Below are 13,433 nucleotides of genomic sequence, written 5' to 3' on the forward strand. Positions count from 1 at the left end.
GTGCACCGTACCGAGTTGGGGAAGCCCGTTCCGGAAGAGGTTTCGCGGCCGGTCGGCGCACCGCCTACCGGCTCCGTGGCACTCCCGCCGGGTGCTACCGAGCCCTTCCCGCTCGGCCCCGCGCAGGTCGGTCTCTGGTACGCGCAGCTGCTGGAACCGGATGTGCCGGTGAATATGGCCCAGTACGTGGACATTCGGGGCGACTTCGACGTGGAGCTGCTGCTGCGCGTCTCCGAGGAAGGCGTGCAGGTCTGGCGTTCCTCGCAGCTGCGCTTCATCGAGATCGACGGGCAGCCGTTCCAGTACCTGGACGAGTCCGACCAGCGCTCCCACCACGGCTACCTGGACTTGACCGGCGAGGCGGATCCCGTTGCGGCGGCGCATGAATGGATGCGCGCCGAGCTGGCCCGCCCGGTACACCTGCTGACCGATCTGCTCTTCGCGCCCACCTTGATCAAGGTGGCCGAGCAGCGCTGGTTCTGGTTCGTGCGCGCGCATCACATCGTCGGCGACGGCTATGCCGCCATGACGGTCATGCAGTGGACGGCCAAGCGCTACACCGCTTTACAGCGCGGCGAGACGCCCGAGACGGTGAAGGTGGGCACGCCGCAGGAGATCGTGGCGGGCGAGTTCGAGTACCGCGAGAGCACCCGGTTCCAGAGCGATCGCACCTATTGGGCCGAGCGCACCCGCGGCCTGGACGGCTCCACCACCCTCAATACCCGCACCGCGCCGCGCAGCGCGGGCAACCGGGTGTACGGCAGCGCGCTGCCGGCCCGCCTCCAAGAACGCATCGAAGCCGTTGGCGCGCAGAGTGATTCCGGGCTCCCGGTGGTGGTGCTGGCCGGTTTCGCCGCGTACCTGAGCCTGATGACCGGCAAGGACGAGGTGGTGATCAGCCTGCCGGTGACGGCGCGCACCACCGCGGTCATGCGGCGCTCGGTCGGCATGCTCTCCAATATCGTCCCGCTGCGCCTGTCCCTGGATGCCGGCACCAGCTGGGCGGATCTGCTGACGGCCATGCGGGTGGAGGTCTCCGGCGCGCTGCGGCATCAGCGCTACCGGCACGAGGACATTCGCCGCGACGACGCCGAGCGCGAAGGCCGTCCGGCCTCCCGGGCGCTGTACGGGCCGATGGTCAACATCATGCTCTTCCACAATCGCCTGGACTTCGGCGAGATCAGCGGGCGGCTGCACATCATGTCGACCGGGCCCATCGAGGACATGAGCCTCAATGTCTTCTACGGCGACAACGATCGCGTGCACCTGGATTTCGAGGTGAACCCGAATCTGTACAGCGCCAGCGAGCTGACCCGGCATCATTCCCGTTTCCTGCGCTTCCTGGAGCGCCTCGTCGAGCTGGATCCGGCCACGCCCATCGCGAGCCTGGATGTCAGCACCGAGCTGGAACGCGAAGTGGTGCTGCGGCTTTGGAACAGCACCGCCCGTGCGCTGGACACCGGCGCGACGCTGGTCTCGATGTTCGAGGCGCAGGCCGCGCGCACGCCGGAAGCGACCGCGCTGCGGTTCGCAGGTGAACCGGACCTGGACTACGCGGGCCTGTCGGCCCGGGTGAATCAGCTTGCCCGGCATCTGATTTCACAGGGCGTCGGCCCGGAAGACCTGGTCGCGCTGCACCTGCGGCGGTCGCCGGAGCTGGTGGTCGCCATGTACGCCGTGCAGGCCGCCGGTGCGGCCTATGTGCCGCTGGATCCCGATCACCCGGTGGAGCGCACCCGGCATATTCTCGAAACCGCCGCTCCGGCAATGGTTCTGACGGTGACCGCGGATCGTCCCGCGGACACGATTCCGGCGGTATGCCTGGACGAGCTGGACCTGCGTACCCGCTCCGCCGCGCCGATCGCCGCCACCGAGCGCCGGTCCCCGCTGCGCCCGGCGAACACCGCCTACGTCATCTTCACCTCGGGCTCGACCGGTCGTCCCAAGGGCGTGGCGGTCAGCCATGCCGCCATCGTCAACCGCCTGGTCTGGATGCAGCGCACCTACGAGCTGACCGCCGCCGACGTGGTGCTCCAGAAGACCCCCGCCACCTTCGACGTCTCGGTGTGGGAGTTCTGCTGGCCGTTGCAGATCGGCGCGACGCTGGCGCTGGCGCAGCCGGACGGTCATCGCGATCCGGCCTACCTGCGTGCCGCCATCGCCGAGTACGGCGTGACGGTCGCGCATTTCGTGCCGTCCATGCTCGAGGTGTTCCTCACCGGGCTGGATGCCGAGCGCGCCGCTGACCTGGCCTCGCTGCGCCACGTCTTCGCCTCGGGCGAGGCGCTGCCGGGTCCGGCCGCCCAGCGGCTGCGTACGCTGACCGGGGCCAGGCTGCACAATCTCTACGGCCCCACCGAAGCCGCGGTCGATGTCACCTTCCACGAGGTGACGGCCGCCGACACCGGGTCCGTGCCGATCGGCGCGCCGGTGTTCAACACCCGGTTGTACGTGCTCGACGCACGTCTGCGACCGGTTCCCGTGGGTACCCCGGGTGAGCTGTATCTGTCGGGGGTTCAGCTCGCCCGGGGCTACGTGGCGCGACCGGGCCTGACGGCCGAGCGGTTCGTCGCGAATCCGTATGCCGCCGGTGAGCTCATGTACCGCACCGGCGATCTGGTGAGCTGGACCGAGGACGGCGAGCTGGAGTATCTGGGCCGGACCGATTTCCAGGTGAAGGTGCGCGGCCTGCGCATCGAACTCGGTGAGATCGAGTCGGTGCTGGGCGATTTGGCCGAGGTCGAGCGCGCGGTGGTGATCGTGCGGGAAGACCAGCTGGTCGCCTACGTGGTGGCGCACACCCCCGTCGACGACACCCGCCTGCGGGCCATCGCGGCGCGCGCTCTGCCCGCCTACATGGTGCCCAGCGCCTTCGTGGTGCTGGATGCGCTGCCGCTCAATGCCTCCGGCAAGCTGGACCGCGCCGCGCTGCCCGCGCCGGTGCGGGCGGCCGCGCGCTACGAAGAGCCGGAGACGGTGGTCGAGCGCGCCGTGGCCCGGGTATTCGGTGAGACCCTCGAGGCCGAGCGGGTCGGGCGCACCGACGATTTCTTCGCGCTCGGCGGCAACAGCCTGATCGCGACGCAGGTGGCGGCGCGACTTAATGCCGAACTCGGCTGCCGGTTGACCGTGCGCGAGATGTTCGCGGCCACCAGCGTCGCCGAACTCGCCGCCGTCATCGATGCGCAATTCCTGGATGCCGACGCCGCTTCGGATGCGCTGCCGCTGGTGCCGCGGCACGGTGCGGACCGCCCGGAGTTCGTGCCGTTGTCCCCGGCGCAGCAGCGCATCTGGTTCCTGAACCATTTCGACACCACCGATGCCGGTTACAACATGCCGTTCGTGGTCCGCCTGCGCGGCGCGGCGGAGTTGCCGGCGTTGCGCGCGGCGGTCGCGGATGTGCTGGCGCGCCACGAATCTCTGCGCACCGTCTTCCCGTCCGGTGCGGAGGGGCAGCCGTTCCAGCGCGTGCTGCCGATCGCTGAACTGACCGAACAGTTTGATTTGGTATCGCACCGGGTGGTCACCGATGGCCCGGAACTGGAGGCCGCACTGACCGCCCTCGCGGGCCGCGGCTTCGATCTGGCCGCCGAGATCCCGTTCCGGGCGGAGGTTTTCACGGTGCTGGAGGCCGCCCCCGATTTCGTACCGAGTAGTTCCGTTTCGCTCGGGGAACCGCGCTACGCCCTCGCCATGGTGCTGCATCACATTGCCGCCGACGGTCTTTCGCTGCCGATCCTGGCTCGCGATCTCATGCGGGCCTATGTCGCGCGGGCCGCCGGAGAGTCGCCTGCGTGGCCCGCACTGCCGGTGCAATACACCGATTACACACTCTGGCAGCGTGATCGGCTGGGCGAGGCCACCGACTCCGCCTCGCTGCTCGCCACCCAATTGGACTTCTGGCGGCAGACCCTCGCCGGTGCACCCGACCAGCTCGAGCTCAACGGCGACCGCCCGCGTCCGGTGGTGGCCACCGGCCGCGGCGGCAAGCGCCTGCTCGAACTCCCGGCGGAACTGCACGCGCGCATCGCCGAAACCGCCCGGGCCGAGGGTGTTTCGACGTTCATGCTCGTACACGCCGCGTTGGCGGTATTGATTTCCCGCATGTCGGGCGAATCCGACATTGTGATCGGTACTCCGGTCGGCGGCCGCGGCGCGCCCGAACTCGATGACCTCATCGGAATGTTCGTGAACACCCTGCCGCTGCGCACCGAGGTCGACGGCACGCTCGGATTCCGCGAATTCGTGCGCCGGGTCCGCGATATCGATCTCGCCGCATTCGCGCACGCCGACGTCCCCTTCGAACAGCTCGTCGAGACACTGAATCCGCCCCGCTCGCAATCCCGGCACCCGTTGTTCCAAGTTGCCCTGTCGTTCACCGCCTCCGGGAATATCAGTGTCGAACTGCCCGGATTGCTTGCCACGGCGGGTACGCTGGACACCGGAGTGACCAAGTTCGACCTTTCGGTCGCGGTCACCGAAAGCTTCGTCGGTGCCGGTCCCGGGGAAGGTCCGGCACCGGCGGGGATCAACGCGGAGATCGAATTCGCGCTAGATCTGTTCGACCCCGCCACTATTGACGTCTTCGCCGCCCGTTTCGAGCGGTTCCTCACGGTTGTCACGGGTGACCCGGATGTCGTGCTCGATACGCTGCCGCTGCTCTCCGACGCCGAATACGCCGACCTGACTACACGTTCCGGCGGTGCGGTACAGACCGGTGCGGTCCTGCCGGACCTGCTGGCCGCGGCGGTCGCGGCCAATCCCGACGGCATCGCGGTCGTCGACGGCGCCCGCGAGATCAGCTACCGCGAGCTCGACCTGTCCTCGAATCGCCTGGCGCGTTTGCTGATCGAGCGCGGCGTCGGCGCGGACGATCTGGTCGCCGTCGGTATGCCGCGTTCGCTGGAGTGGATTCTGGCGGTGTGGGCGATCACCAAATCGGGAGCCGCCTGGGCGCCGGTCGATCCGGCATATCCGGCCGACCGCATCGAGCGCATGGTCGCCGATTCCGGAGCCGCGTACGGGCTCACCGTGGCCGCCGTGGCGAACGGATTGCCCGCCGCGGTGACCTGGCTGGTGGTCGACGACGCCGAATTCCAGGGTGAGACCGCACGATTCGCCGCCGGCCCGGTCGCGGACGAGGAGCGGGTGCGCCCGCTGCACCCCGCGAACCTGGCCTACTGCATCTACACCTCGGGCTCGACCGGCCTGCCCAAGGGCGTCATGATCACCCACGCCGGCATCCCGTCCTTCGCGGCCGGGCAGACCGAGCACTTCTTCCTCGACCGGACCGCGCGGGTGCTGCACGTGGCCTCGCCCGCGTTCGACATCTCGGTGGGCGAGATCGCCATGGCCATCGATTCGGCGGCCACGCTGGTCATCGCGCCGCCGCACGCGACCATGGGGGCGGAGCTGACGGAAGTGCTGCGCACCCACCGGGTTACGCACGCCTTCATGACCCCGTCGGCGCTCGGCACGGTGGATCCGCTCGAAGCGCCCGATACCCGCGTGGCGATCGTCGGCGGCGAGCCCTGCCCGGTCGAGCTGGCCCGGCGCTGGGCCGCGGCCGGACGCGATTTCGTGAATGTCTACGGGCCCACCGAGACCACCTGCGTATCGCAGGCGGCGAACCCCTACTCGGTCACCGACGAACTGCACATCGGCCCGCCGTTCGCGGGCGTGTACGAGTGGGTGCTCGACGACCGGTTGCGCCCGGTGCCGGTCGGCACGGTCGGCGAGGTGTACATCGGCGGGCCGCAGCTGGCGCGCGGCTACCGCGGCCAGCCCGGTCTGACCGCGGGGCGCTTCGTCGCCTGCCCGTGGGCGCCCGGTGAACTCATGTACCGCTCCGGCGACCTGATGCGCTGGACCGGATTCGGCTCCATGCAGTGCCTGGGCCGCAACGACTTCCAGGTCAAGCTGCGCGGCTACCGGATCGAACTCGGCGAGATCGAATCGGCGCTGGCCGAGCAGCCGCAGGTGCGGCGGGCCGTGGTACTGCTGCACCGGCACGAGCTGCGCGGTGACCAGCTGGTCGCCTACCTGGTCAGCGATGACGCCGACCTGGATGTGGCGGCGGTCAAGGCCGGCCTCGCCGGTCGCCTGGCCCCGTACATGGTGCCCGCCGCCTTCGTGGTGCTCGACGAGATCCCGTTCACCGCCAACGGCAAACTGGATCGGCGGGCGCTGCCCGAGCCGGTGTTCGAAGGAGCGGCCTACCGCCGCCCGGGCACCGTCACCGAGGAACTGGTGGCCGGGGTGTACGCCGAGGTGCTCGGTCTGGACCGGGTCGGCGTGGACGACGACTTCTTCGAGCTCGGTGGCAGCTCGTTGGTGGCCGCCAAGGCGGTGGCCCGCATGGGTTCGCTGCTCGGCACCACCGTCGGCGTGCGCCTGCTCTTCGAAGACGCCACGGTGGGCGGTCTGGCCGCCCGCCTGGATGCCGGCATCGGCGAAACCGCAAGGCCCGCACTGGTCGCGGGGGAGCGCCCGCAGCGGCTGCCGCTCTCGCCCGCGCAGCAGCGCATGTGGTTCATCAACCGTTTCGATCGCGAATCCATCGCCTACAACCTGCCGGTCGCGCTCCGCCTGACCGGCGCGCTGGACGTGGATGCGCTCGATGCCGCCTTCGCCGATGTGCTGGAGCGGCACGAGACGCTGCGCACCGTCTACCCGGAGACCCCGCAGGGACCCGCCCAGGTGATTCTTCCGGTCGCACAGGTCTTCTCGGGCCTGACTGTCACCGAGGTGACCGAACCCGAACTGGCCCAGCGCATCCCGCAGATCCTCACCACCACGTTCGACGTCACCACCCAGGTGCCGGTCCGCGTGGAACTGCTGCGGGTGCTCGACGCTGCCGGTGAGTTCTCTGGCGAACACGTGCTCGCCGGTGTGCTGCACCATATTTCGGCGGACGGCTCCTCGGTGGTCCCGTTCGTGCGTGACTTCATGCTCGCCTACGCCGCCCGCTTGTCCGGCGCCGCACCCGCATGGGCTCCGCTGGCCGTGCAGTACGCCGACTACGCGCTGTGGCAGCACGCCCTGCTCGGCTCCGAGGACGACGACGCCTCCATCGCGGCCCAGCAGCTCGCCTACTGGCGTGAGACCCTCGCCGGGCTGCCGGACCAGCTCGACCTGCCCGCCGACTTCTCGCGCCCGGCGCGGCAGACGCTGCGCGGCAAGCAGATTCACCTGACCGTGGATGGCGGCCTGCACGCCCGGCTCGCCGAGCTCGGCCGGCGCAACGGCGCGACCCTGTTCATGGTGGTGCACGCCGCCTACAGCGCGCTGCTGGCGCGCCTGTCCGGGACCGCCGATATCGCGATCGGCACCCCGATCGCGGGCCGCGGCGACACCGCACTCGACGACGTCATCGGCATGTTCGTCAACACCCTGGCGCTGCGCACCGAAGTCGTTGCCGCGGACCCGTTCACCGCGCTGCTGGCCCGTGTCCGTACCGCGGACATCGCCGCCTTCTCGCACGCCGATGTCCCCTTCGAACGCCTGGTGGAGGTGCTCAACCCGGTCCGCTCCCAGGCCCGCCACCCCCTCTTCCAGGTCGGCCTCTCCTTCCAGAACTACGAGCAGGCCGAACTGCGCCTGCCGGAGCTGACGGTCGCCCCGATCGAATTCGACAACCACATCGCCCAATTCGACCTCCACCTCTTCGCCTGGGACCGCTACACCGAAACCGGCGCCCCCACCGGCCTGGACCTCACCCTCGGCTACGCCACCGACCTCTTCACCGAGTCCACCGCCCGGCAGACCCTCGACGCCTTGGTCCGCGTCCTGGAAACCGTTGCGGCAGCGCCGGAGACCGTCATCGGCGATATCGACCTGCTCGGCGCGGACCAGCGCCACCGCATGCTCGAGGAGTGGAACGCCACCGCGCATCCGGTGCCCGCCGCGACCCTCGCGGATCTGGTCGACGCCCAGGTGGCGAGCACGCCCGACGCTCCCGCTCTCCTGGACGCCCACGGGGAAACCGTGCTCACCTATGCCGATTTCGACGCTCGGGTGAACCGGCTGGCCCGCCGCCTGATCGCCTCCGGCGTCGGCCCCGAAACCGGGGTCGTACTCGCTATGCGTCGCGGGCTCGACCTTGTCATCGCCATGCACGCGATCGTCAAGGCCGGCGGCGCTTACGTCCCCGTCGACCCTGATCACCCGTCCGACCGCATCGCCTACATCCTCGAAACCGCCCGTCCGGCACTGATTCTCACCACATCGGTCGATGGCGTCCCGTTCCTGTCGGCAACGCCCGACGCCGCCGCGCCCGTGCTCGAGGTGGATCGGCTCGAGTTGGGCGGGTTCTCGGCCGCGCCGATCACCGATGCCGAGCGGGTGCGTCCGCTGCGCGAGCAGCATGCGGCGTATGTCATCTTCACCTCCGGATCCACGGGGCAGCCGAAGGGCGTGGCCGTTCCGCACGCCGCGATCGTCAACCAGTTGCAGTGGCTGCGTAGCACTTTCGCGCTGGGATCGGCGGATCGCGCGCTGCTCAAGACCCCCGCCACCTTCGATCTTTCGGTGTGGGAGTTCTGGTCGCCGCTGACCTCCGGTGGCAGCCTGGTGGTCACGGCCGCCGGGGACGAGCGCGATCCGGATCGGCTGCGCGCGGTGATCGAGCGGCACGGCGTCACCGTGCTGCATCCGGTGCCGTCACTGCTGGGCATGCTGCTCGCCGGTGGTGAGCTGCCCGCGTCGGTGCGCGCCGTGCTGGCGATCGGTGAGGCGTTGCCCGCCGCGACCGCCGGTGATTTTCTCGATCGGAGTGCCGAGGGCGCAAAGCTTTTCAATCTGTACGGCCCTACCGAGGCCGCGGTTTCCATCACCTCGTTCGAGGTGCGGGAGCGGCATGCGCAGGCGGTGCCGATCGGTGCTCCGGCGTGGAACAGCCGGGTGTATGTGCTGGACAACCGGCTGCATCCGGTCGCGGTCGGGGTGCCCGGTGAGCTGTATCTGTCGGGTGCGCAGCTGGCGCGCGGCTATCACGGGCGCGCGGCGCTGACGGCCGACCGGTTCGTCGCCGATCCGTTCACCGGTGCGCGCATGTACCGCACCGGGGACATCGTGCGCTGGCTGCCCGACGGCACGCTCGAGTACGTGGAGCGGGCCGACTTCCAGGTGAAGATCGGCGGATTCCGGATCGAACTCGGCGAGGTCGAGACGGCGCTGCGTAAGCAGGCCGGGGTGACCGCGGCGGTCGCGGTCGCGCACACCGCCGGTGATGCGGGTGCCCGGCTGGTCGCCTACGCGGCGGTGCCGGACGTCACCGAAGCACGGCGCGAAGAGCTTTCGGCGATGCTGCGGGCGGCGCTCGCGGCTGAACTGCCGAAGTACATGGTGCCCGCGGCGATCACCGTGCTGGACGCGCTGCCGCTCAATGCCAACGGCAAAGTGGATCGGGCGCGGCTGCCGCGACCCGTCTTCGCCGCCGCGGCCTATCGCGAGCCCGGCACCGAACTCGAGCGCGCGGTCGCCGCCTGCTTCGCCGAAGTCATCGGCATCGGCGATGCGGTCGCGCGGCCGGTCGCCACCCACGCGGCGGCCGCCGGCGGTGTGTCCGACCTCGCCTTCGCAGCAGCCGCCGGTTCTCCCACGGGTGGGCTGATCGGTCTGGACTCGGATTTCTTCGCGCTGGGCGGCAATTCGCTGATGGCGACGCGGCTGGCGGCGCGGCTCGGCTCGGATCTGGGCGTGCGGGTGCCGGTGGCGGCGATCTTCGAAGCGCCGACGGTGGGGGAGCTGGCGCGGTGGCTGGCCACCGCGGATCGTTCCGAACCGCGCCCCGCGCTGACCAAGCGGCAGGACACCGGACCCGCTCCGGTTTCGCTTGCCCAGCAGCGCATGTGGGTGCTGAACCGCCTGCATCCGGAGTCGGGCGCCTACAACGTGCCGGCCGCCATCCGGTTGACCGGTGAGCTGAACCTGCCCGCGCTGGATGCCGCCCTGCGGGACCTGCTGGAGCGGCACGAGATTCTACGCACCCGGTACCCGGAGAAGAACGACGAGCCGGTGCAGCAGGTGCTGGGCGTCGACGAGCTCGACCTGGAGCTGATTCCGGTTCCGGTGTCGGAGAGCGAAATTCACGAGCGGCTGTTCGAAGTCGTCACCGCCGGTTTCGATGTGACCGCCGCGCCGCCGGTGCGGATTCGGTTGTTCCGGTTGGCTCCGGATCAGCACGTGCTGGTCGTGGTGGTGCACCACATCAGCGCCGACGGCTATTCGGTGGTGCCGCTGACCCGGGATCTGATGCTGGCCTACACCTCTCGGGCCGCCAAGCAGGCTCCCGGCTGGCAGCCGCTCGAGGTGCAGTACGGCGACTTCGCCGCTTGGCAGCGCGAGGTGCTCGGCTCCGACACCGATCCGGACAGCCTGCTATCGCGGCAGCTGAAGTTCTGGGTCGACGAATTGGCCGCCGCCCCCGAGGTATTGGCGCTGCCGACCGATCGCCCGCGTCCCGCCCGACGCGATATGCGCGGCGCCACCGTCGATTTCGCGATCGACGATGCCACCGTCGAACGGTTGTCGGCGCTGGCGCGCGAGTACGGCGCGACCCTGTTCGGCGTCGTGCACGCCGCCTTCGCGATCCTGCTGGCCAAGGTTTCCAGCCAGCGCGACATCTCGATGGGTGTCGCGGTCGCCGGTCGCGGCGAACGCGCCCTCGACGACCTGATCGGCATGTTCGTCAACACCGTGGTGCTGCGCACCGAGGTGGACGGCAAACTGTCCTTCCAGGACCTGTTGCGCCAGGTGCGGGATCGCGATCTGGCCGCCTTCGCCAATGCCGATGTGCCGTTCGAGCGCGTGGTGGAGGCGGTGCTGGCGGCCGAGGGCCGGGCCCGGTCCGGTTCGATCACCCCGCTGTTCCAGGTCATGTTCGCTTTCCAGAACATCGCGGCCGGAGCGGTGGAGCTGCCGGGCCTGACCGTGGAGGCCCTGGAAGCCGAGCTCACCGAAGCCAAGTTCGATCTCCAGCTCACCTGCGTCGAACGTCGTGACGACGCCGGCCGGGTGGCCGGGCTGAACCTGCGGTTCGGTTATGCCACCGATATTTTCGGCGCGGACACCGTCAACCTCTTGGCGCGGCGTTTGCTGCTGGTGCTGGAGGCCGTTCTGGCCGATCCCGCGGCTCCGGTGCGCTCCATCGACATCCGGACGGCGGCGGAACGCAACCGCCGCTCCGGTACCGCGGCGGAATCCTCTCCCGCACCGGCGGATGCGGCCGCACAGGCCGACCTGCCCACCCTGATCGCGGCCGCCGCCGCGCTCGCCCCCGAAGCGATCGCCCTCACCCACGGCGATCACACCGTCACCTATCGCGCGCTCGCCGACAAGATCGGCATCACCGCTCGCGCCATGGGTGCCGCGGCCAAGCCGGATGCCCTGGTGAACGTCGCACTCGCCGGATTGGTGCCCGGCATTCTGACCGCCCTCGGCGGGGCCGGTCTGTCTCAGGTGCTGGGCACGCTCGCAGCGCAAGCCCGGCAACTGGTTTCACGTTCGGAAAGCACGTCGGAAGGAATCCTCTGATGCAGTACGCAGAGTCGATCGCTACCACCCGAACCGGCCGCGTCACGGCCTTGCGACGAGCTTACGGAGTCGGCGATCTGCCCGGCCTGGTCCCGCTGGTGGCCGAGCTGGACGCCGGGCGGACCGCGCTCGAGTACGGCGGCGAGACCGTCAGCTACGGGGTGCTGGCCGCCGAGCTCGCGGGCTTGAGCGAGGCGATGGGCGGAGCCCTGGAGCCCGAGGCGCTGGTGCAGGTGGTGGTCTCGGGCCGCTTCCCCGCGCTGATGGACGGCGCGGAGGGCGAATTGACCGCCGTGCTGGAGGGTTTGGTCGATGACGCGGTGCTGGCCGCCTCCGGCATCCTGGATCCGAAGCTGGCCCCGGTCGAGACCCTGATCACCCAGTTCCGCGAGCAGGTGCGGCGCACCCCCGACGCGGTGGCGCTGGAATTCGAAGGCGCGCAACTGACCTACGCCGAGTTCGCGGCCCGCGTCACCGTGCTGGCCCGCCGGCTGCGCGAGCTGGGTGTGGGCCCGGATGTGCTGGTCGGCCTGGCGGTGCGGCGCTCGTTCGAACTGCTCGTCGGCATGTACGCGATCCTGGAGGCGGGCGGCGCGTACGTGCCGATCGATCCCGACCACCCGGCCGATCGCATCTCCTACCTGCTGGAGGTGGCCACGCCGGTAGCGCTGCTCACCACCACCGCCGATCAGCCCGCGATCGACACCGCCCTCCCGGTGCTGCGCATCGACGAATTCGAGCGCACCGCGGGCGAATCCGCGCAGAGCGGCCAGCTGCTGTCGCCCGCCGAGGATCCGGAGCTGGCGCAGCCGGGCGCGGACAACCTGGTCTGCGTGCTGTTCACCTCCGGCTCCACCGGCCGCCCCAAGGGCGTGGCGCTGGCGCACCGCTCGATCACCACCTTCTTCCAATCCGAGCAGCGCCGGCTCCAGCTCTCCGCCTCGGACGCCATGCTCTTCAAGACCCCCATCACCTTCGACGCCTCCGTGTGGGAGGTGTTCTGGACCTTGCAGTCCGGCGCGCGTCTGGTGATCGCGGCCCCGCACGGCCACCGCGATCCCGCGTACCTGCTGCGTCTCATGCGTGACGCGCAGGTCACCGGCGCGTTCTTCGTGCCGTCCATGCTGTCGGTGCTGACCGCGGAGGCCGCGCTGGACCCCGCCGGGATCTCCGATTCCATGCGTTTCGTGTACTCCGGCGGCGAGGCGCTGCCCGCCGCCACCGCCGCTGACTTCCGCAGCGTCAGCGGCGCCACCCTGTACAACATCTACGGCCCGACCGAGGCCACCGTGATGGTCACCATTCACGAGGTGACCGCCGCCGATATCGAGTCGGTGCCGCTCGGCGGACCCGCCGACGAGTGCGAACTGCTGGTGCTGGACGAGGATCTGCGTCCGGTGCCGCCCGGCGTGGTGGGCGAGCTGTATCTGGCCGGCCCGCAGCTGGCCCGTGGCTACTACGGCCGTCCCGACCTCACCGCGGACCGTTTCGTCGCCAATCCCGAAGGCCCGTCCGGTGATCGGATGTATCGCACCGGTGACCTGGTGCGCTGGGCGCCCGCCCGCGAAGGCGGCCCGGATGTGCTGGAGTTCCAGGGCCGCAGCGACTTCCAGGTGAAGCTGCGCGGTCAGCGCATCGAGCTCGGCGAGGTCGAGGCCGCGCTGCTGCAAGCGGCGGCCGTCGCGCAGGCCGCCGTGATCATGCACGCCCGCGACAATGGCGAGCAGGCGCTGGTCGGCTACGTGGTGCCCGCGCGCGGAGCCGAATTCGACGCCGCGGCAGTGCTTTCCGAGGCGCGGGCGCATGTGCCCGCCTATATGGTGCCGTCGCTGCTGGTCGAGCTGGCCGAAATGCCGGTGACCGTGCACGGCAAGCTGGACCGCCGGGCCCTGCCCGCC

The 13,433-nt window shown here is 70.0% G+C and carries 2 protein-coding genes (1 of these 2 running past the window's edge); both read left to right on the plus strand.

The window, feature by feature from the left end; all coding sequences use genetic code 11:
* A complete protein-coding gene (locus NI1_RS07780) occupies positions 1–11,535 on the plus strand; it encodes a non-ribosomal peptide synthetase (RefSeq protein ID WP_245663124.1) in 11,535 nt (3,844 codons plus the stop codon).
* A protein-coding gene (locus tag NI1_RS07785) for a non-ribosomal peptide synthetase (RefSeq protein WP_067816159.1) crosses the window boundary here: on the plus strand, positions 11,535–13,433 show its beginning. 17,217 nt of this gene lie beyond the right edge of the window; the window shows 1,899 of its 19,116 coding nt (coding positions 1–1,899); the start codon lies at positions 11,535–11,537; its stop codon lies beyond the right edge, outside the window. Before NI1_RS07780 ends, NI1_RS07785 begins: the two co-directional genes overlap by 1 nt.

Source organism: Nocardia inohanensis NBRC 100128 (assembly GCF_001612945.1).
Lineage (GTDB): Bacteria > Actinomycetota > Actinomycetes > Mycobacteriales > Mycobacteriaceae > Nocardia > Nocardia inohanensis.